Annotated in this window: 17 protein-coding genes; 12 read left to right on the top strand and 5 right to left on the bottom strand. The window is 72.2% G+C overall.

The features are described 5' to 3' along the window. Positions 1-109 precede the first annotated feature (109 nt). The 6 genes from E1284_RS26160 to E1284_RS26135 all read left to right on the top strand — a co-directional run bounded on the left by E1284_RS26160 (position 110) and on the right by E1284_RS26135 (position 7266). Positions 110-568, top strand: coding sequence for an acyl-CoA dehydrogenase family protein (locus E1284_RS26160; protein ID WP_131942784.1), 459 nt, complete (start codon positions 110-112; stop codon positions 566-568). A gap of 5 nt (positions 569-573) precedes the next feature. Continuing rightward, positions 574-1728: a CaiB/BaiF CoA transferase family protein gene (locus E1284_RS26155; protein WP_131942783.1), complete on the top strand. Its 1155-nt coding sequence runs from the start codon at positions 574-576 to the stop codon at positions 1726-1728. Further along, positions 1725-3347, top strand: a complete 1623-nt coding sequence (locus E1284_RS26150) for an AMP-binding protein (protein WP_131942782.1) — start codon at positions 1725-1727, stop codon at positions 3345-3347. Before E1284_RS26155 ends, E1284_RS26150 begins: the two co-directional genes overlap by 4 nt. Beyond that, positions 3344-4225, top strand: a complete 882-nt coding sequence (locus tag E1284_RS26145; protein WP_131942781.1) for a 3-hydroxyacyl-CoA dehydrogenase family protein — start codon at positions 3344-3346, stop codon at positions 4223-4225. The genes E1284_RS26150 and E1284_RS26145 overlap by 4 nt, the downstream gene beginning before the upstream one ends. After that, positions 4222-4986, top strand: coding sequence for an enoyl-CoA hydratase-related protein (locus E1284_RS26140; protein WP_131942780.1), 765 nt, complete (start codon positions 4222-4224; stop codon positions 4984-4986). Before E1284_RS26145 ends, E1284_RS26140 begins: the two co-directional genes overlap by 4 nt. 312 nt (positions 4987-5298) lie before the next feature. Further along, positions 5299-7266 carry a sensor histidine kinase gene (locus E1284_RS26135; protein WP_131942779.1) on the top strand — a complete coding sequence of 656 codons (1968 nt, stop codon included), beginning with the start codon at positions 5299-5301 and terminating at the stop codon, positions 7264-7266. A gap of 251 nt (positions 7267-7517) precedes the next feature. Here the strand turns inward: E1284_RS26135 and dapF are convergent, their stop codons facing one another. Then, a complete protein-coding gene (gene dapF / locus E1284_RS26130; RefSeq protein WP_131942778.1) occupies positions 7518-8318 on the bottom strand; it encodes a diaminopimelate epimerase in 801 nt (266 codons plus the stop codon). 32 nt (positions 8319-8350) lie between these two features. Then, positions 8351-9262 carry a tRNA (adenosine(37)-N6)-dimethylallyltransferase MiaA gene (gene miaA / locus E1284_RS26125; protein WP_131942787.1) on the bottom strand — a complete coding sequence of 304 codons (912 nt, stop codon included), beginning with the start codon at positions 9260-9262 and terminating at the stop codon, positions 8351-8353. A 125-nt stretch (positions 9263-9387) separates the two neighbouring features. On the opposite strand from miaA, the gene E1284_RS26120 reads away from it, so the two are divergent. Then, positions 9388-9648 carry an antitoxin gene (locus tag E1284_RS26120; protein WP_131942777.1) on the top strand — a complete coding sequence of 87 codons (261 nt, stop codon included), beginning with the start codon at positions 9388-9390 and terminating at the stop codon, positions 9646-9648. Here E1284_RS26120 and E1284_RS26115 read toward each other — a convergent pair. After that, the gene (locus E1284_RS26115) at positions 9645-10361 is read right to left on the bottom strand and encodes a class III extradiol ring-cleavage dioxygenase family protein (protein WP_207923957.1); all 717 of its coding nucleotides are present in this window, start codon (positions 10359-10361) and stop codon (positions 9645-9647) included. The genes E1284_RS26120 and E1284_RS26115 overlap by 4 nt on opposite strands. 40 nt (positions 10362-10401) lie before the next feature. Beyond that, positions 10402-11922 (bottom strand): tRNA (N6-isopentenyl adenosine(37)-C2)-methylthiotransferase MiaB, encoded by a 1521-nt coding sequence (gene miaB / locus E1284_RS26110; RefSeq protein WP_279433070.1) that lies wholly within the window; start codon positions 11920-11922, stop codon positions 10402-10404. A 266-nt stretch (positions 11923-12188) separates the two neighbouring features. Between miaB and E1284_RS26105 the strand changes: the two genes are divergently transcribed. From E1284_RS26105 to E1284_RS26085, 5 genes are all read left to right on the top strand, one after another. After that, the gene (locus tag E1284_RS26105) at positions 12189-12911 is read left to right on the top strand and encodes an amino acid ABC transporter ATP-binding protein (RefSeq protein WP_131942785.1); all 723 of its coding nucleotides are present in this window, start codon (positions 12189-12191) and stop codon (positions 12909-12911) included. A 39-nt stretch (positions 12912-12950) separates the two neighbouring features. Further along, a complete protein-coding gene (locus E1284_RS26100) occupies positions 12951-13820 on the top strand; it encodes a glutamate ABC transporter substrate-binding protein (protein WP_131942775.1) in 870 nt (289 codons plus the stop codon). A gap of 164 nt (positions 13821-13984) precedes the next feature. Next, complete coding sequence (locus E1284_RS26095) at positions 13985-14668, top strand: amino acid ABC transporter permease (protein WP_131942774.1); 684 nt, start codon at positions 13985-13987, stop codon at positions 14666-14668. A 73-nt stretch (positions 14669-14741) separates the two neighbouring features. Further along, complete coding sequence (locus E1284_RS26090; RefSeq protein ID WP_131942773.1) at positions 14742-15734, top strand: amino acid ABC transporter permease; 993 nt, start codon at positions 14742-14744, stop codon at positions 15732-15734. A 191-nt stretch (positions 15735-15925) separates the two neighbouring features. Next, a complete protein-coding gene (locus tag E1284_RS26085) occupies positions 15926-17956 on the top strand; it encodes an alpha/beta hydrolase family protein (RefSeq protein ID WP_131942772.1) in 2031 nt (676 codons plus the stop codon). A gap of 77 nt (positions 17957-18033) precedes the next feature. Here the strand turns inward: E1284_RS26085 and rny are convergent, their stop codons facing one another. Then, the gene (rny, locus tag E1284_RS26080) at positions 18034-19593 is read right to left on the bottom strand and encodes a ribonuclease Y (protein ID WP_424923508.1); all 1560 of its coding nucleotides are present in this window, start codon (positions 19591-19593) and stop codon (positions 18034-18036) included. Between the last annotated feature and the right edge of the window lie 401 nt (positions 19594-19994).

Genomic DNA, 19994 nt, shown 5'->3' with positions numbered 1-19994 from the left:
GACGTGCTGGCCGCCCAACGCCGCGAACGCGCCCGGGTCCGCAGCGAACGCCAGCAACGCTGGGGACGACCCCGCCCCAAAGCAGCATGACAAGACCCGGCGAACGTTCGTGGTCACCGCACTAGGGGCCGAGCTTCCGCTCGAGCGGCTCATCATCAGCGCGGGCTTCGTGGGAGCCACCCTCCAGGTGCTGGAGGACACGCTGCGCCACGTCAAGGAGCGCGAGCAGTTCGGCCGTCCGATCGGCGACTTCCAGTCCGTGGCGCATCTTCTGGTGGACCTCTGGACGAGGGCCGAGAGCATCCGGCTGCTCGTCTACCGCGGCGGAGAACTGCACGACGCGGGCCTCCCGCACACCAAGGAGGCGTCGATGGCGAAGATCGCGTCCGCCGAGCTGTACGCCGACGCCGCCCGGTACTGCATGCAGCTGCACGGCGGCTACGGGTACATCGACGAGCATCCGCTGACCATGCACTACACCGACGCCGTCATCGCGACCGTGGCCGGAGGGGCCTCCCAGGTCCAGCGCAACATCGTCGCGCGCGAGCTCGGGCTGAGGCCGCGGTGACGCCGATGATGGCACTGGAAGGCATCAAGGTCCTCGACGCGGCGTCCATGCTGGCCGGGCCGTACTGCGCGACCCTGCTCGGCGACCTGGGCGCGGAGGTCGTCAAGGTCGAGCCTCCGGCCGGCGACGAGACGCGCCGGTTCGGGCCGCGGCGGGGTGACGACAGCGGCGTGTTCGTCGGCGTCAACCGGAACAAGCGCAGCGTGGTGCTCGACCTCCGCACCGACCGGGGCCGGGAGGTGCTGGCCGGACTGGTCGCCTGGGCGGACATCGTCGTGGACAACCTGCGTCCGCAGGCGCGGCGCAAGCTCGGCCTGGACTACGGGACGGTCAGCGCGCTCAACCCGCGCATCATCTCGGTGTCGCTGTCGTCCTTCGGCGCCGACGGCCCCTACGCCGGCCGCGCCGGCATCGACCCCGTGGCCCAGGCCCTGACCGGGTTCATGGCGGTGACCGGGCCCCGGGGCGGGGCGCCGACCAAGGCCGGCCCGCCCGTCGGCGACGCGACCGCCTCCATGCTCGCCGCGGTGGGGGCGCTCGCCGCGCTGCGCGCCCGGGAGATCACCGGCCGCGGCCAGCAGGTCGACGTCTCCCTCATCGACGGGCTGCTGCACGTGCAGGCCCCCTACACCGGGCAGTACTTCCTGCTCGGCACCCAGCAGCCCCGCACCGGCAACGGCATCGACTGGTACGCGCCGTACAACGCCTATCGCTGCGGGGACGGCCGGTACGTGCACCTGGCCTGCTACAACGACAAGTTCTTCACCAACCTCTGCGCCGCGCTCGAACGCCCCGACCTCGCGGAGGACGACCGGTTCGCCTCCAACGAGGCCAGGCTGGCCCACCGGGACGAGCTGGACCGGGTGATCGGTGAGCACCTCGGCGAGCTCACCCGGGACGAGGCCCTCGAACGGCTCTGGGCCGCGGACGTGATCGTCGGACCGGTCAACGACTACGACGAGGTCTTCACCGACCCGCAGGTGCTGCACAACGGCATGGTCGTCGAGACCGCCCACCACACCGGACCGCTGCGGGTCACCGGCGTCCCGGTCAAGCTGTCCGACACTCCGGGCTCCGTGCGGCGTCCGCCCCCGGGCCTCGGCGAGCACACCGACGAGGTGCTGGCCGAACTGAACATCGAGGAAGGGGACGCATCGTGATCCGGCTGTCCGATCTGCGGTTCCCGGCGGCGCGGGACTGGGACGAGGCCCGCGCCGCCTTCACCTGGCCGCCGATCGGTGACTACAACATCTCCGCCGACTGCCTGGACCACGAAGGCGACCGGGCCGCCGTCCTCACCCTGGCCGGCGACCGGCTGGAACCCCTGAGTTTCGCGGGCCTCGCCGACCTGACGGCGCGGCTCGCCCGCTGCCTGGCGGAGGTCCACGGCGTCTCCTTCGGCGACCGTGTGGCGGTCAAGCTGCCGCAGGGCGCCGACATGGCGGTGGCCGTGCTGGCGGTGCTGAAACTGGGCGCCGTCGTCGTCACGGTCTCCGATGTCCTCGGTGACGAGGCGGTCCTCCACCGGCTCACCGACAGCGGGGCACGCCTCCTGGTGTGCGCCGGCGCCGAACGGGAACTCGGCCTGGCGCACCGGGCCGGGACGGCGGTGCTGGCCACCGAGGGCGGGACGCCGTGGCTCCGCGGCGGGCTCGACCGCTACGAGCCGCTCCCGGACACGGCGGCCACCGGGCCCGACGACGCCGCTCTCCTCCTCTACACCTCGGGCACGACCGGCAAGTCGAAGGGCGTCCTGCACGGGCATCGCGTCCTGCTCGGGCACCACGCCATCGACCTGGCGTGGGACCGGATCCGGTCCGGCGACGTCGCCTACAGCCCGATCGACTGGGCCTGGGCGGGGGGACTGATGCTGGGACTGCTGGTGCCGCTCGCGCACGGCGTCACGGTGCTGGCCCACCGCTCGCCGAGGTTCGACCCCCAGCACGCCGTGCGCCTGTTCCGGGAGGCGGGAGTGAGCATCGGGATGTTCCCCCCGACCGCGCTGCGCATCCTCCGGCACTCCGGTGCGCTGACCGCCGAGTCGATGCGGGACCTGCGGCTGCGGTGCCTGATCACGGGCGCGGAGGCGGTCGAACCCGAACTCGCGGCCTGGGCGCGCGACGAGATCGGCCTGACCGTGAACAACGCGTTCGGCCAGACCGAGGCGAACGCGCTGATCGGGCACGCCGCGGCCCTCGGACCGCTCGATCCGCGGTCCCTGGGCCGCCCCTACCCGGGCCACGAGATCGCCGTCCTCGACGCCGACCGCGTCCCGGTCGCGCCCGGCGTGGCCGGAGAACTGGCCGTCCGCGGCGACGACCCGGTGTGCATGCTGCGCTACTGGAACGCGCCGGAGGCGACGGCCGCCAAGGTGCGGGACGGATGGCTGCTCACCGGCGACTCCGCGCACGCCGAGCCGGACGGGACCCTCGTCTTCCACGGCCGGGCCGACGACATCATCAAGAGCGGCGGCTACCGGCTCGGGCCGGCGGAGATCGAGGCCGCCCTGCGGACGGACCCGGCGGTCGCCGAGTGCGCCGTGGTCGGCATCCCCGAACCCGAGCGCGGCCACGTCGTCACCGCCTTCGTCCTCCCCGCCGCCGGCACGAACCGGTCCGACGACCTGGTGCGGCGCCTGCAGCGGCGGGTCCGCGACCGCGTCGGGGCGCACGCCTACCCGCGCAGGGTCGAGTTCGTGGCGGACCTTCCCCGAACGGCGACCGGCAAGATCGACCGGCGCGCGCTCCGGCTCGCGGCCGAGAAAGGTGTCCGGACATGACCGGCACGACACCGAAGCGGATGGTGGTCATCGGCAGCGGCACGATGGGCCGGGGCATCGCGCTCAGCGCCCTCCGGGCCGGGCTGGACGTCGATCTCGTCGACGTCGAGGAGCGCGCTCTCCAGGCCGCCGCCACGTGGATCTCCGGCTACTTCGCCCGCCACCCGCGGACCGAGCCGTCGGAGGAACCCCCGCGAGGACGGCTCGCCACCACCCGGAGCATGGACGAAGTCCTGGACGCCGCCGGCGTGGTCATCGAAGCCGTACCGGAGACGCCGACGCTCAAGGAGCAGATCTTCGGCCGGCTGAAGAGCGCCCCATCGGACGTCCTCCTGGCTTCCAACACCTCCACCATGAGCGTGTCCGCCCTCGCCGAGGCGTGCGGCGGTTCCGCGATGGTGATCGGCATGCACTTCTTCAACCCGGCGCACAAGATGCCCCTGGTCGAGGTGGTCACGGGCGACCGGACGTCCGATGAGGCGAGGTCGGCCGCGGTCGCCCTGGCGCGCCGGCTCGGCAAGGAGCCGATCGTCGTGCGGGACGTGCCGGGGTTCGTGACGAGCCGGCTCGGCCTGCTGCTCGGCACCGAGGCGATGCGCATGGTCGAGGAGGGCGTCGCGGACGCCGCGTCGATCGACCGGGCGATGACCCTCGGGTACGGCCATCCCCTCGGGCCGCTGCGGCTGGCCGACCTCGTGGGACTCGACGCCCGGCTGAACAACCTGCGGAGCATGTTCGCGCGGACCGGCGACGAGCGGTACCGCCCGCCCGGGGTGCTGGAACGGCTCGTCGCGGAGGGACGCCTCGGACGCAAGTCGGGGCGCGGCTTCTTCGACTACGACGCGGCCGGCACCACCGCCGCCGGGGAGGCGCCGTGAGCCTCCTGACGGTGACGGTGCGCCACGGGTTCGACGCCCTGGTGATCGACTCGCCCCGCAACCGCAACGCGCTGTCGGTCGAACTCCTCCACCGCCTTGTGGACGCGGTCCGCGACAGCGCCGAAGGCTCCTCGCGGGGCCTGGTCGTGACGCACGAAGGTCCGGCCTTCTGCTCCGGCGTCGACCTGAAGGAACGCCGCGCGGACACCTCCGGGTCGGCGCACTCGGTGCTCCTCGGGGAGCTGCTGTGCGAGCTGTGGTCCTATCCGCGGCCGGTGGTGACGGCCGTCGACGGCGCGGTGCGCGGAGGGGGCCTCGGACTCCTCGCCTGCTCGGACCTGGTGCTGGCCTCCCCGGCCTCCACCTTCGCCTACTCCGAGGCCCGGGTCGGTGTGGCGCCCGCACTGGTCCTGGCGGTGACCCGGCCGCAGCTGGCCGTCCGCCTCCTGGTGCCGCACCTGCTCAGCGGCACGGCCTTCGGCGCCGCGGAGGCCGCCGCGCTGGGCCTGGTCACCACGGTGACGCCCGGCCCCTCCGGGGACGTCCTCGACGCGGCCCTGCGCGAGCTGGCGCAGGGCGGGCCGCGGGCGCAGACCGTGATCAAACGGCTGGTGCGCCAGTGGGCCGAGCCGGAGCTGCCGGGCCGGGTGGAGGAGATGCAGGCGCTGTCCGCCGACCTGTTCGCGAGCGCGGAGGCGGCGGAGGGCATGGCCGCCTTCGCCGAGCGCCGCCCGCCCGCGTGGGTGGACGACCTCCGCTGACCGCCGCTGACCGCCGCCTCGCCGGCCCGCCGCCCCCCCCGGGGTCGGCGGGCCGGCGCCGTCGTACCGGGGAGTAGGTGTCACGGCATGGGGCGCGCCGGGCACACAGCGTGCAAAAATGTTACGAAAGCTGCTCTGACCTGGGACTTCTATTCTCCTGAGCGGGATCGGCGGTTACCATCGCCGCACGCCGGGTGCACCGTGCCCGCCGGTGGCCCACGGCGGGGTGTCCTGAGGCGGACGCCGCCGGTACTGCGAGACAGGGAGCTGGACGCTTTAGCATTCCATTACTTTCGGGCGGGGAGTTGGTCGATGCAGACGGCAGGACACGGCCGCGCGGCGGGACGGATCGGCGTCCTGCTGGCGCTGACCGCGGTCGGGTTCGTCGCCGCGTCGCTCACCATCGGCGCCGAGCTGCCGTCCGGCGTGCGGATGGTGTGGTGGCATCCGGAGATCCTCGTCGCGCTGGCGTGGACGCCCGCCGGCGCCGTCCTGCTGCGGTACCGGCCGGGGCTGAAGGTCGCCTGGCTCATGGTCGGCGCCGGTTTCAGCGCGGCGACGTACGTGCTGTCGCTGAACCTCGCACCGTGGGCGGAGCGGCAGGGGTGGGGCGCGGCCGGGTTCGTCGACTGGGTCAGCACCTGGCTGTGGGCCGTCGACACCTACGCGCTGACGCTGGTCCTGCCGCTGATCTTCCCGGACGGGCGGCTCGTCTCGCGGTGGTTCCGGCCGGTGCTGGTGCTGGCCTGCCTCGTGCCGGTCATCGTGTGCGTCCACCTGACGATCGATCCGAGCGTGCGGCGGTGGCACAACGGGGTGTCGGTGTACCCGTTCGACGAGATCCCGCTGCCGATCAGCGTCGTCATCATCGGCACCCTGGCCGCGGGGCTGCTCTCGGTGCTCGTCCGGTTCGTGCGGGCGGCACCGGACGTGCGGCGGCAGATCGGGTGGGTCGTCTATCCGGGCATCCTCGCCGAGGGGGTCATCTACATCGGGGAGAACAGTCCGATCGGTGACCCGCTGCGCAACATCACGATCGTCGCGGTTCCGATCTGCGTCGCGATCGCCATCACCCGGTACCGGCTCTACGACATCGACCTCGTGGTCAGCCGGACGCTCGTGTACGCCGGGCTCGTCGCCGTCATCACCGGCGTGTACTTCGCGCTGGTGGGCGCGGCGAGCGTGCTCGCGCACGGCAGGGGCACCCTCGCCGGGCTCGCCGGGGCGATCGTCGCGGGCGCGGTGTTCGAGCCCGTCCGGCGGCGCCTCCAGCGGACCGTGGACGGGTTCATCCACGGCGAGCGCGACCCGTACCGGATCGCCGACCGCCTCAACCGGCGGCTGCAGACCGCCGCCGACCCGGCCGCCGCGCTCGCCGTCGCCGCCGAGGTCGCGCGCTCGGCGCTGCACGCGACCGGCGTGGTGATCGAGGTCCTGGACCGCGACGGCCGGACGGTCTCCGCCGAGGACGGCGTCCTCGGCGCGAAACCGCAGCTCATCCCGCTGGTGTGGCACGGCGAGCCGGTGGGCCGGCTGCTGTTCGGCGTCACCCGCACCCCGGACGCGCGGCTGTCGGGCGTCCTCGCCCGCAACCTCGCCGAGCTGGCCAACGCGGCCCGGCTCGCCGCGGACGTCCAGCGCTCCCGCGAGCACATCCTGCGCACCCGCGAGGAGGAGCGGCGGCGGCTCCGCCGCGACCTGCACGACGGGCTCGGCCCCACCCTGGCCAGCCTCGCCATGACGGTGGACGCGGCCCGCATCACGCTGAAGACCGACCCGGAGGCGGTCGACGTCCTCCTGGAGGACCTGCGCGCCACCATGGGACGCACCATCGGCGACATCCGCGACCTCGTGTACGGGCTGCGCCCGCCCGCGCTGGACGACCTGGGGCTGGAGGGCGCGATCCAGGCGCTCGGCGGTGTCGTCGCCACCGGGGACGGCCCGAAGGTCGACGTGCGCGTGGAGGGCGACCTCACGGGCCTGCCGGCCGCCGCCGAAGTCGCCGCGTACCGGATCGTCCAGGAGGCGCTGACGAACGTGCACCGGCACGCCGGTGCCGGCTGCGCCGAGGTGACACTCTGCCTGAACGGCGACCTGCACCTCACGGTCGGCGACGACGGCGTCGGGCTGCCCGAGCACCTTCGCTCCGGCGTCGGCATGTCGTCCATGCGCGAACGCGCGGCCGAACTCGGCGGAACCTGCACGGTGGGGCCCGGGCCCAGGGGCGGGACGCTCGTCCGGGCGAGGCTCCCGGTCACGGTCAACGGCGCCCATCCCTGACGCGTTCTCCGGATGATCCTCGGCCGCACCCTGGTGGGAGGGCCGGTGACCGCCCCCCGCCAAGAAGGTCGCCACCGGCCCTCAGGCTCCGTACGGCTCCGGGGCTCCCATCCCGGTCCGTACGGGCCATTCACCAGAGGGTGTGCAAGTAAGAAGTTATGCGGCATACGGTCCCGTTGGAGAGGGACACCGGTCCCGTTCATGCCGGGACCGCCCTGGAACCGCCACAATACCTGGTGGGACGGGGTGTTTCAGATCCAGTCCGGCCGGGTCTCGCCCTCCGCGACCAGGACTGCCGGGCCCCGCAGAAACGCGGTCTCCCCGTCGAGGGTGACGGTCACCCGCCCGCCCGGGACGTCCACGGTCCATTCGGACGTGCCCGGGGTCCCGAGGGCGGCTGCGGCCGCCACCGCGACCGTCCCGGTGCCGCAGGAGCGGGTCTCGCCGGAGCCGCGCTCGAACACCCTCATCTCCACGTGCCGCTCCCCGACCGCGCGGAAGAACTCGACGTTCACCCCGTCCGGGAACACGGCCGGGTCGAAGCCGGGGGCGCGCGACAGGTCCAGTGCGGCGACCGGCTCGTCCACGCGGCACGCCAGGTGCGGGTTCCCCACCGACACCCGCCGGCCCTGGAACGTCGTCCCCGCCAGGGACGCCTCGCCGTAGCCGAGCAGCTCGGGCAGGCCCATGTCGACGCTGACGTCGCCGGACGCGCCGAGCTTCACGCGGCGCAGGCCCGCGCGGGTCGCCACGTCCCACTCGCCGGGCGGCGCCAGGCCGGCGTCGACGAGGTAGCGGGCGAACACGCGCACCCCGTTGCCGCACATCTCGGCGACGCTGCCGTCTGCGTTGCGGTAGTCCATGAACCACTCGGCGTCCGCCTCATGGTCGGTCGCCTTGGTCCGGACGACGCGCAGGACGCCGTCCGCGCCGATCCCGGCGCGCCGGTCGCACAGCCGCGCGACGGCCTCCGGCGTCAGGTCGAGGACGCCGTCCGGGTCGGGCAGGATCACGAAGTCGTTCTCGGTGCCGTGGCCTTTGACAAACCGCATCCTTCGATCGTATTGCCCGCACGCGGTTCCCGTCAGGCGCCCGCCCCCGCCTCCTCCGCGATCAGGGCGAGGGCGCGTTCGACCAGGTCGGGGGCATCGTAGGGCAGCCATCGGACGCGGGGGTCGCGGCGGAACCACGACTCCTGGCGGCGGGCGAACCGGCGGGTCGTCCGGACCGTGTCCTGCCTGGCCTGCTCCTGCGTCCACTCCCCGGCGAGGAACCGCAGCACCTGCGCGTAGCCGAGGGCGCGGCCGGCGGTCAGGCCGTCCCGCAGGCCCCGCTTCTCCAGCTCCCGGACCTCGTCGACCAGGCCCGCGTCCCACATCCGCTCCACGCGCAGCGCGATGCGCTCGTCCAGGGCCTCGCGCGGGACGGCCACCCCGATCTGCAGGGCCGAGTCGTAGCGGTACCGGTGCTCGGGCAGCGTCGCCGTGAAGGGGCGGCCGGTGATCTCGATGACCTCCAACGCGCGGACGATCCGGCGCCCGTTGCTCGGCAGGATCGCCTCCGCGGCGGCCGGGTCCAGCCCGCGGAGCCGCTCGTGCAGCAGGCCGGGCCCGACCCGCGCCAGCTCCTCCTCCAGGCGCGCCCGGACGGCCGGGTCCGTCCCCGGGAACTCCAGGTGGTCCAGGGCCGCCCGCACGTACAGGCCCGACCCGCCGACCAGCACCGGCAGCCTCCCCCGGCCCCGGACGTCCGCGATCACCTCGGCGCTGAGCCGCTGGTACTCGGCGACGCTCGCCGTCCTCGTCACGTCCCAGACGTCCAGCAGGTGGTGCGGGACCCCGCGCATCTCGGCCGCGGAGAGTTTCGCCGTGCCGATGTCCATGCCGCGGTAGAGCTGCATCGAGTCGGCGTTGACCGCCTCGCCGTCCAGCCGCAGCGCGAGGTCCACCGCCAGGTCGGACTTCCCGGCGGCCGTCGCGCCGACGATCGCGATCACGTGGGGAGCATCAGGTGAGGTCACGGGATTGATTGTGGCAACAGAACGGGTATGGGCGTGGTTGTACGGGTGCCGCGCGGCCCCGCGCCGCACCGATCGGGACGACGGATCCGGGGGGATCGGCAATGTCCATCGTCGACAAGGTCAAGCAGATGCTCGGGCAGAACGCCGACAAGGCCAAGCACGGCGTCGAGAAGGCCGGGGACATGTTCGACCGGCGGACCGGCGGCAAGCACGCCGACAAGGTCGACAAGTTCCAGGAGAAGGCCGGCGACTACATCGACCGCGAGGGCGGCCAGACCGGCCAGGCCGGACAGGCCGGACAGGCCGGGCAGCGCCGCGAGCCCGGCACGGGCGGCCGCCCCGACGGCGGCCAGATGCCCTAATCCCGGCGGCCGCCGCTCCGCGACGACCAGGCCGCCACGAAGTAGCCGACGCCGTACGGCGCCTCGTCGGCGAGCAGCTCGCCGGTGAGACCGGCCGCGCCGCCGCCCGCGCCCGCCAGCACCTGCCACGCCGCACGCCCGGCCGCCTGGACCTCCCGGGAGAGAACGGGGTCCAGGGCGGCCAAGGCGGCGGTGTCCGCGTCACCGAGCGCGCGCGCCACGCCCTCGTCGTACGGGCGCGCGCGCACATCGAGATAGCCGGGCGCCTTCTCCGAACGGCATGCCGATCCGTCGCCCATCACCAGCAGTGCGACATCGCCATCCGCCTTCGCCAACTCCCTGCCGAGCTTCAGGCACGCGTCCGGACCGGCGTCGGACGCGACGGCCTGATAGCGCGCACCGGCGGCGAGCCCCCGGCGCTCCAGCAGCCAGCGCCCGATCGTCAGGGACAGCGGAAGCTCCTCGGCACCGTCCTCCGGCTCGGCCGGGCTCGTCCAGTCGAACCCGTAGGGCCTGAGGGACGCGTAGGCGCCCGGCCGGTACAGCCGCGTCTCCGTCCCGCCCCCGACGACGAACAGCGCACCGGCGCCCGCCAGGCGCTCGACGGCGCGGTCGCAGGCGGCGCGCACCGCGTCCAGCTCGGGCGCCGCCTCCCCCGCCATCTCCGGGACGAGGATGGGCGGATGCGGGCACACCGCCGCCGCTACGAGCACACTGCCTCCCTGGAAACCGGACCCGCCGCGACGAACCGCCTCAGGAGCAGCCCCGCGCCGGGGACGCGGGCTGCGCCGGACGCCCGATCGACGGCATGCCCAGCGAGACGCCGGTCGCGCCGCCGCCCCCGCCCTGGCGGGCCGCCCACGCGTCGCCCGCCCGCGTCCGGCGGACGTCCAGGACGGGCTTGTCGGCGACCAGGTGGTGCGGCGCGGCGTAGGTGACCTCGACGGTGACCATGTCGCCGGGCCGGACGGCCTCCTCCGGCGCGGTGAAGTGCACGAGGCGGTTGTCGCGCGCCCGCCCCGACAGGCGGCGGGTCGCCTCGTCCTTGCGGCCCTCGCCCTCGGCGACCAGGACCTCCAGCGTGCGGCCGAGCTGCTTCTTGTTCTCCGCCCAGGAGATCTCCTCCTGGAGGGCGATGAGCCGCTCGTACCGCTCCTGGACGACCTCCTTCGGCAGCTGGCCGTCCATGGTCGCGGCCGGGGTGCCCGGACGCTTGGAGTACTGGAACGTGAACGCCGACGAGAACCGGGCCTCCCGCACCACGTGCAGGGTCTCCTCGAAGTCGGCCTCGGTCTCGCCGGGGAACCCGACGATGATGTCGGTGGTGATCGCCGCGTCCGGGATCGCGGCCCGGACCTTCTCGATGATCCCGAGGTAGCGCTCCTGCCGGTAGGACCGGCGCATCGCGCGCAGCACCGCGTCCGACCCGGACTGCAGCGGCATGTGCAGCGACGGCATCACGTTCGGCGTCTCGGCCATCGCCGCGATGACGTCGTCGGTGAAGTCCTTGGGGTGCGGCGAGGTGAACCGGACCCGCTCCAGGCCCTCCACTCCCCCGCACGCGCGCAGCAGCCCCGCGAACGCGGACTGGCCGCCCCCGGTCATGGCGCGCACCTCGTCCGGCGCCGCCGACAGCGCACCGAAGCCCGAACCGTAGGCGTTGACGTTCTGCCCCAGGAGCGTGACCTCCAGGACGCCCTCGGCGACGAGCGCCTCGACCTCGGCGAGGACCTCCCCCGGCCGGCGGTCCTTCTCCTTGCCGCGCAGGGACGGGACGATGCAGAACGTGCACGTGTTGTTGCAGCCCACGGAGATCGACACCCACGCGGCGTACGGGGACTCGCGGCGCGTCGGCAACGTCGAGGGGAAGGTCACCAGCGACTCTTCGATCTCGACCTGCGCCTCGCTCTGCACGCGGGCCCGCTCCAGCAGCGCCGGCAGCGACCCGATGTTGTGGGTGCCGAACACGACGTCCACCCAGGGGGCGCGCTTGACGATGGTGTCGCGGTCCTTCTGCGCGAGGCAGCCGCCGACGGCGATCTGCATGCCCGGATGACCGTCCTTGACCGGCCGCAGATGGCCGAGGTTCCCGTAAAGCCGGTTGTCGGCGTTCTCACGCACCGCGCAGGTGTTGAAAACCACCACGTCGGGCTCGGCACCCTCCGCGCGGACGTAACCGGCCGACTCCAGCAGCCCGGACAGCCGCTCGGAGTCGTGGACGTTCATCTGGCACCCGTAGGTACGGATCTCGTACGTACGGGGGGCCGTCTCCATTGGCGCACTCATGACGGTAACCAAGGGTACGGGCCCGCCGCGCCCAGGCGGAACGCCCACCGGCGATGATCACTCTCTGCCACGACGTACCCCGTCCGACATGGGGATTCGTGATCGTATCGGTACCGCCCGGCGACTTTCGCGGGTCAGAGCATGACGTAAAGTCCGACCGCATGACGGACAGCGAAGGCGGGCTCGACCTGACCAAGGACGAGCCGGAGGACTCCGTTCCGGAGCCGGCCCCCGCGGAGGCCCGGCCCCTCGTCGTGGTGGAGAACGTCAACAAGCACTTCGGCGAGCTGCACGTCCTCAAGGACATCAATCTCACGGTGAACTCCGGCGAGGTCGTCGTCGTCATCGGCCCGTCCGGGGGCGGCAAGTCGACCCTGTGCCGGTCGATCAACCGGCTGGAGCCCATCGACGGCGGCAAGATCCTCGTGGACGGCGAGGAGCTGCCCAAGGAGGGCAAGGAGCTCGCCAAGCTCCGCGCCGACGTCGGCATGGTGTTCCAGTCGTTCAACCTGTTCGCCCACAAGACGATCCTCGAGAACGTCATGCTCGGGCCGGTGAAGGTCCGCAAGCAGGGCAAGCAGGAGTCGCACGAGCACGCGATGCAGCTGCTCGACCGGGTCGGCATCGCCAACCAGGCCGGCAAGTACCCGGCGCAGCTGTCCGGCGGGCAGCAGCAGCGGGCGGCGATCGCGCGCTCCCTCGCCATGCGGCCCAAGGTGATGCTCTTCGACGAGCCGACCTCCGCGCTCGACCCGGAGATGGTCAACGAGGTGCTGGACGTCATGACGGGCCTCGCGCGGGAGGGCATGACGATGATCGTCGTCACGCACGAGATGGGGTTCGCGCGGCGGGCCGCCCAGAAGGTCGTGTTCATGGCGGACGGCCAGATCGTCGAGGAGAACACCCCCGACGAGTTCTTCACCAACGCGCGCACCGACCGCGCGAAGGACTTCCTTTCAAAGATCCTCACGCACTGAGCCGCGGGGCTCCGGCAGAGAGCAGAGGTAGGACGAGCAATGCGAGTACGTCGTTTCGGCGCCCTCATCGGGGCGGGGATGGCGCTGTCCCTGGCGCTCAGCGCGTGTGGCAGCGACACCGAGAAGACCGAGGCCAAGACCGTCGTCCAGAAGGCCAAGGACGACAAGAAGCTGACCATCGGCATCAAGTTCGACCAGCCGGCGCTGGGCCTGAAGAAGCCCGACGGCACCTATGACGGCTTCGACGTCGACGTCGCCAAGTACATCGCCCAGAAGCTGGGCGTCCCCGAGGGCGGCATCACGTTCAAGGAGACGACCTCCGCGAACCGCGAGTCGTTCCTCGGCGGCGGGCAGGTCGACCTCGTGGTCGCGACCTACTCCATCACCGAGGCGCGCAAGCAGCAGGTGACCTTCGGCGGTCCCTACTACGTCGCGCACCAGGACACGATGGTCAACGCCGACAACACCGACATCAAGAAGGCGTCCGACCTCAAGGGCAAGAAGCTCTGCAAGGCCGCCGGGTCCAACTCCTTCCGCCGCATCACCGAGGGCCCGCCGGACGGCAAGCTCAACATCAAGGGCGTCACGCTGGTGGACGCCAGCAGCTACTCCGAGTGCGTGAGCAAGCTGAAGTCCGGCGCGCTGGACGCGGTCAGCACCGACGACCTGATCCTCGCCGGGTTCGCCAACCAGCAGAAGGGCTCCTTCAAGGTCATCAACGACCCCTTCACCGACGAGAAGTACGGCGTCGGCATCAAGAAGGGCGACACCGAGACCTGCGAGGCCGTCAACAAGGCCGTCACCGACATGTACTCCGACGGCACCGCCAAGACGCTGCTGGAGAAGCACTTCGCCGGCACCGGCCTGAAGCTCGTCACGACCGCCCCGCAGATGGAGGGCTGCTCCTGACCCGGGGCCGCGTCTGAGGCCCGCCGCGCCGGTGCGTCCCACGGGAGCGCTTTCCCGGGACGCACCGGCGCGGACGGACGGCACCCGGCCCACTCGGGCGGCCCCACCCGTGCCGGCCCCGCCGCCGGCCCGACACCGCTGGAACGCCATGAAACAGCTGAGCAATGTTTGATTTCAGCCCGTTCTTCGACAGCTTCGACGAGATCCTGCAGGGGTTCTGGGCGACGATCCGCCTGGCGGCCGCGGCCGCGGTGCTCTCCCTCGTCATCGGCACGGTGCTGGCGAGCTTCCGCGTCGCCCCCATCCCGGTGCTGCGCGGCTTCGGCACGGGCTACGTCAGCATCGTCCGCAACACGCCGCTGACGCTGGTGCTGCTGATGTGCAGCCTCGGGCTCAACGACATCCTCGCGCTGAAGTTCTCCTCGAACTCGTCGGTCACCTACTACTGGTGGGCCGTCCTCGGCCTGTCCGCCTACACCGGCGCGTTCGTCTGCGAGACGCTCCGGTCGGGGATCAACACCGTCCCGCTGGGGCAGGCGGAGGCGGCGCGCTCGGTCGGCCTGACCTTCACCCAGTCGCTGCGCATGATCATCCTGCCGCAGGCGTTCCGCGCGATCATCGCGCCGCTGGGCAGCGTCTTCATCGCGATGATCAAGAACACCACGGTCGCGTCCGCGGCGAGCTACGCCGAGGTGGCGCTGGTCACCAAGACGATCGTCGACAAGCCCACGTTCGCCAACGGCGTCATCCCGCTGTTCCTCGGCGTGGCCGTCGGCTTCCTGATCCTCACCCTCCCGACCGGCTACTTCTTCGGCTGGCTGGCCAAGCGGATGGCGGTGGCCCGATGACCGCAGCGAAGCGAGGATCGTCGGGCCACCGACTTCGGGGGCCTGGGGGTCGCCCCCCGGAAAGGCAGGCGCGGTGAGCAGGGAAGCGACCGTACTCTTCGACATTCCCGGGCCGCGGGCCCGGAGGCGGAACACGGTGCTCACCACCGTCGTGACGGTGGTGCTCGCCGCGGTCCTCGCCGCGCTCATCTGGCGGCTGGCCGACAAGGGCCAGTTCGCGGAGAAGCTCTGGACGCCGTTCACCAAGTGGACGGTCTGGCGGCACCTGATCATCCCGGGCCTGCTGAACACGCTGAAGGCCGCCGCCGTCGCGACCGTGCTGGCGCTGCTGTTCGGCATCGTGTTCGGCCTGGCGCGGCTCTCCGACCACTGGTGGATCCGGCTCCCGGCCGGCGCGGTCGTGGAGTTCTTCCGCGGCATCCCGCTGCTGATCCTGATCTTCCTGGCGTTCTTCGTCCCGAACAAGATCAGCCCGGAGATCGCCGAGTCGCAGTTCGGCCAGCTGCAGCGCATCTCGGTCGACTACTTCTTCTCGATCTTCGGCGTGGAGAGCAACGCCGGCGTCGTCACCGTGCCCGCGTTCGCGGCGGTGGTGTTCGGCCTCACCATGTACAACGGCTCGGTGCTCGCCGAGGTCGTCCGCGCGGGCGTCCTGTCGATCCCGAAGGGCCAGTCGGAGGCCGCCTACTCGATCGGCCTGCGCAAGAACGGCGTCATGCGGCTTGTCCTGCTGCCGCAGGCCATCACCGTGATGATGCCGGCGATCGTCAGCCAGATCGTCGTCCTGCTCAAGGACACCGCGCTCGGGTTCATCATCGCCTACCCCGAGCTGCTGCAGGCGGGCTTCAAGCAGGTGCCCGCCAACTACAGCAACAACGTCCTGCAGGCGGGGATCGTGGTCGCGGTCATCTACATCGCGATCAACATGTCGGTGAGCCGGCTGGCGACGTGGCTGGAGGCGCGCAGCCGCCGCAGCCGCAAGACGCAGGCGAAGACCATGGGGACGGGCGGGGCGCCGCCGGTCGCCGGGGTCGGGACCGCGCAGCAGGCCGTCCCGTCGGCCTGACGCCTCCCGCACGCCCGCTTCGGGGGCGCCGCCGGTCTCCGGTGGCGCCCCCGTCGCCGTCTCCGTCGCCGTGTCCATCGCGTCCAGGCGACTCTCGCCGGTGAGTCTCCTGGTGGCCGCCTTGTATCTTTCCGAAGTCAAACGGGCCGTCATGGCCCCAACCGATCCCCGTATGCGGGACGATTCCTGTTATGACCGCTCGTGCGACCCTCCCCTACGGCTCCTGGCCCTCCCCCATCTCCGCGGCCGATGTCGCCCGCGCCCGGCTGCGCCTCAGTTTCCCCACCGTCGCGGGCGATGACGTCTGGTGGCAGGAGACCCGGCCCGAGGAGGACGGGCGGACCACGGTCATCCATCTCAAGGGCGGGCATCGCACGGAACTGCTGCAGGCGCCGTGGGACGCGCGCACCCGCGTCCACGAGTACGGCGGCCGGTCCTACCTGCCGGTCCGCACCGCCGAGGGCTGGTCGGTCGTGTTCTCCAACTACGACGACCAGCGGCTCCACCGGCTGGACGAGGGCGACCCGAAGCCCTACCCGCTGACGCCCGCGCCGGCCGTCCCGGCGGGGCTGCGGTACGCCGACTACGTCCTGTCCCCGGACGGGACGGAGGTCTGGTGCGTCTGCGAGGGCCACATCGCCGCGCCGCCGGAGCCGGCGCCCGCCGAGGGCGAGGAGGCGCCGGAGCCCGCCGAGGAGCCCGCCGTGACGGGCATCCGGCGCGCCATCGTGGCCGTCCCGCTGGACGGCCGCGCCGCCGAGGACGCCGGCGCCATCCGCGAGCTGGTCACCGGCGCGCAGTTCTACGCGAGCCCCGCCCCGTCGCCCGGCGGCGGGCACCTGGCGTGGGTGCAGTGGAACCATCCGCGCATGCCGTGGGACGGCACCGAGGTGCGCGTCGCCGCGATCGAGGACGGCCGCACGGTCGCGCCGCGGACCGTCAAGGGCGGGCTGAAGGAGTCGGCCCTCGCGCCGCTGTGGCGCGACGACGAGTCCCTGTACGTCATCTCCGACTGGCCCGGCTGGTGGAACATCTACCAGGTCGGCCTGCACGGCGAGTCGCCGCAGGCGCTGTACCCGGCCGAGGAGGAGTTCGCCGGACCGCTGTGGCAGCTCGGCGGCATGCCGTACGCGCTGCTCGGCGACGGGTGCCTCGCCGTCCTGCACGGGGAGGGCGACATGCGGCTCGGCGTCTACGACCCGGAGACGCTCGACCTCGTCGACCTGGAGGTCCCCTACGAGCACTGGGCGACGCAGCTGTCCGCGGACGGGACGACGATCGTCGGCATCGGCGGCGGCCCCGACCTGCCGGCCTCCGTCGTCCGGGTCGACACCACGACGGGGCGGGTCGAGGGGCTGCGCCGGGAGCTGGCCGAGCTGCCGAACGTCGCGTACCTGTCCAAGCCGCGCGCCGAACGCCTGGAAGGGCCGTTCGGGCGTCCCGTCCACGCGTACGTGTTCCCGCCCACGAACCCGGAGGCCGCCGCGCCCGAGGGCGAGCTGCCGCCGTACGTCGTGTTCGTGCACGGCGGGCCGACCGGCCGGGTCTCCAAGGTGCTCGACCTGGAGCGGGTCTACTTCACCAGCCGCGGCATCGGCGTCATCGACGTCAACTACGGCGGATCGACCGGCTACGGCCGCGCCTACCGCGAACGGCTGCGCCGCCAGTGGGGCGTGGTCGACGTGGAGGACGCGATAGCCGCCGCCCAGGCGCTCGTGGACGGCGGCATAGCCGACCCGGCGCGGCTGGCCATCCGGGGCGGTTCCGCGGGCGGCTGGACGACGCTGGCCGCGATCACGCAGACCGGCGTGTTCAAGGCCGCGACGTCCTACTTCGGCATCAGCGACCTGCAGAGCTTCGCCGAGGCCACCCACGACTTCGAGTCGCACTACCTGTTCGGGCTCATCGGCCCGCTGCCCGGCTTCGAGCGCGCCTACGAGGAGCGCTCACCGCTCGGCCACGCCGACAAGACGGCGTGCCCCGTCCTGCTGCTGCAGGGGCTGAACGACCCGGTGGTGCCGCCGGACCAGTCCGAGCGGTTCGCGCTGGCGCTGGCCGACAAGAAGATGCCGTACGCCTACCTCACGTTCGAGGGCGAGTCGCACGGGTTCCGGAAGGCGGGCACGGTCATCCGCTCCCTGGAGGCCGAACTCGCCTTCTACGGCCAGACCCTCGGTTTCGAGCCGCGCGGTGTGGAACCCATCAACCTGACGGTGGGCTGACCTCGGGGAACGACGCAGGACCGGACGTCGAGCAGGGAGTGGCCGGCCGGACGGGACGCCGAACGCCCGGGCGGCGCTCAGCGGGCGAACTCGATGGCGCGGGACTCCCGCACGACGGTGACGCGGATCTGGCCCGGGTAGGTCAGCTCGTCCTCGACCTGCTTGGCGATGTCGCGGGCGATGACCTGCGCCTGGATGTCGTCGACCGTGTCCGGCTTCACCATCACGCGGATCTCGCGCCCGGCCTGCATGGCGAAGACCTTCTCCACGCCCTCGTGCTTCTCGCGGGCGATCTGCTCGAGCCGTTCGAGGCGCTTGACGTAGGCCTCCAGCGACTCCCTGCGCGCCCCCGGGCGGCTGCCGCTCACGGCGTCCGCCGCCTGCGTCAGCACCGCCTCGACCGTGCGGACCTCGACCTCGTTGTGGTGCGCCTCGATCGCGTGGACGACGTCCTCGTGCTCCCCGTACCGGCGGGCGATCTCGGCGCCGATCAGCGCGTGGCTGCCCTCCACCTCGTGTGTGAGCGCCTTGCCGATGTCGTGCAGCAGCGTGCAGCGCTTGGCGACCTCGACGGGCAGCCGCAGCTCGCTCGCCATGACGCCCGCGATGTGCGCGGACTCGATCAGGTGCTTGAGCACGTTCTGCCCGTAGGACGTCCGGTACCGCAGCTGCCCGAGCAGCGCGATCAGCTCCGGGTGCATGTCGGCGATGCCGACCTCGACCAGGGCGTCCTCACCGGCCCGGACGCACAGCTGCTCCACGTCGCTGCGGCTGCGCTCGTAGATCTCCTCGATGCGCTGCGGGTGGATGCGGCCGTCCAGGACGAGCTTCTCCAGCGTCAGCCGCCCGACCTCGCGGCGCACCGGGTCGAAGCAGCTCAGCAGCACCGCCTCCGGCGTGTCGTCGATGATCAGGTTCACCCCGGTCGTCGTCTCGAACGCCCGGATGTTGCGGCCTTCCCGCCCGATGATGCGACCCTTCATCTCGTCGCTCGGCAGGTGCAGCACCGACACGACCGACTCGGCCGTCTGCTCGCTGGCGACCCGCTGGATCGCCAGCGTCACGATCTTGCGGGCGCGCTTGTCGCCCTCCGCCCGCGCCGTGTTCTCGATCTCCCGCACGATCGGGATCGACTCGCGCTTCGCCTGGTTCTCGATCGCCGCGACCAGCTCGCCCTTGGCCTGCTCGGCGGTCAGCCCGGCCGCCCGCTCCAGCACCTTGCGCCGCTCCTCGGCGACGCCGGCCAGCTCCTCCTTGCGGGCGTCGAGGGCCTGCCCGGCCTCGGTGAGCCGCCCCTGCCACTCCTCGAGCCGCCGCATCTCGCCGTCGAGCCGCTGCTCGCGCTCGGCGAGCCGCGCTTCCCGGCGTTCCAGATCCTCCCGGACGGTCCGCAGGTCGTCGCGCAGCCCGCGGCCCTCCTCCTCGATCTCGGCGCGGGCCGCGGCCACCATCCGCTGCGTCTCCCGCTCGGCCTTCTCCACGACGTCCGCGGCGTCCCGCTTCGCCTTCGACCGGATCTCGTCGGCCTCGCTCTGCGCACGCGCGATCTCCGCCGCCGCTCTGCCGGGCATGCCGGGGCGCCACAGGATCACGATGACGAGAGCGACCAGGGTCACCAGCAGCGCTGCACCCAGCAGGACGCTCTCCATGAGGCAGATCCTTCCTCGCCGCGGGCCCGTCCTGACTTCGGGGCCCTGCCTAGCGAGGATTTACTCGCGCGCGGATGCACGGCAGCGCGGGACCGCGCGCGGCGCGCCCCCGGCGACCCGGCCGAATCCGGTCGACGAACGTGTCCTGTATGCCTCTCAGCTGCTGGAACGTGCTCCGTCGTATGGCAATCCGCGAGACGCGGAGTAACTCCTCACTGCCGTAACGGTAAGCGGCATAGAGGTAATGAGCAAGCAAACGAGGGCCATTCCGGGCTAACCGTACGTCCGCGTGAGTCCTTCCTTACCACCCTTCCTGACCGACCACACCCCCTCCCACCTGCCCGGGGACCGCCGGGTCAGAGTCAGGCCGCCGCCCACCCCCGGTAACC

The organism is Actinomadura bangladeshensis, from assembly GCF_004348335.1.
GTDB lineage: Bacteria > Actinomycetota > Actinomycetes > Streptosporangiales > Streptosporangiaceae > Spirillospora > Spirillospora bangladeshensis.
This window is presented reverse-complemented; position numbering and strand designations above follow the sequence as displayed.

Bases quoted from the DNA above. Each gene is read 5' to 3' on its own strand.
- E1284_RS26155 (WP_131942783.1), top strand. From the start codon at position 574: ATGATGGCACTGGAAGGCATCAAGGTCCTCGACGCGGCGTCCATGCTG.
- E1284_RS26145 (WP_131942781.1), top strand. From the start codon at position 3,344: ATGACCGGCACGACACCGAAGCGGATGGTGGTCATCGGCAGCGGCACG.
- E1284_RS26135 (WP_131942779.1), top strand. From the start codon at position 5,299: ATGCAGACGGCAGGACACGGCCGCGCGGCGGGACGGATCGGCGTCCTG.
- dapF (WP_131942778.1), bottom strand. From the start codon at position 8,318: ATGCGGTTTGTCAAAGGCCACGGCACCGAGAACGACTTCGTGATCCTG.
- E1284_RS26120 (WP_131942777.1), top strand. From the start codon at position 9,388: ATGTCCATCGTCGACAAGGTCAAGCAGATGCTCGGGCAGAACGCCGAC.
- miaB (WP_279433070.1), bottom strand. From the start codon at position 11,922: ATGGAGACGGCCCCCCGTACGTACGAGATCCGTACCTACGGGTGCCAG.
- E1284_RS26100 (WP_131942775.1), top strand. From the start codon at position 12,951: ATGCGAGTACGTCGTTTCGGCGCCCTCATCGGGGCGGGGATGGCGCTG.
- E1284_RS26095 (WP_131942774.1), top strand. From the start codon at position 13,985: ATGTTTGATTTCAGCCCGTTCTTCGACAGCTTCGACGAGATCCTGCAG.
- E1284_RS26085 (WP_131942772.1), top strand. From the start codon at position 15,926: ATGACCGCTCGTGCGACCCTCCCCTACGGCTCCTGGCCCTCCCCCATC.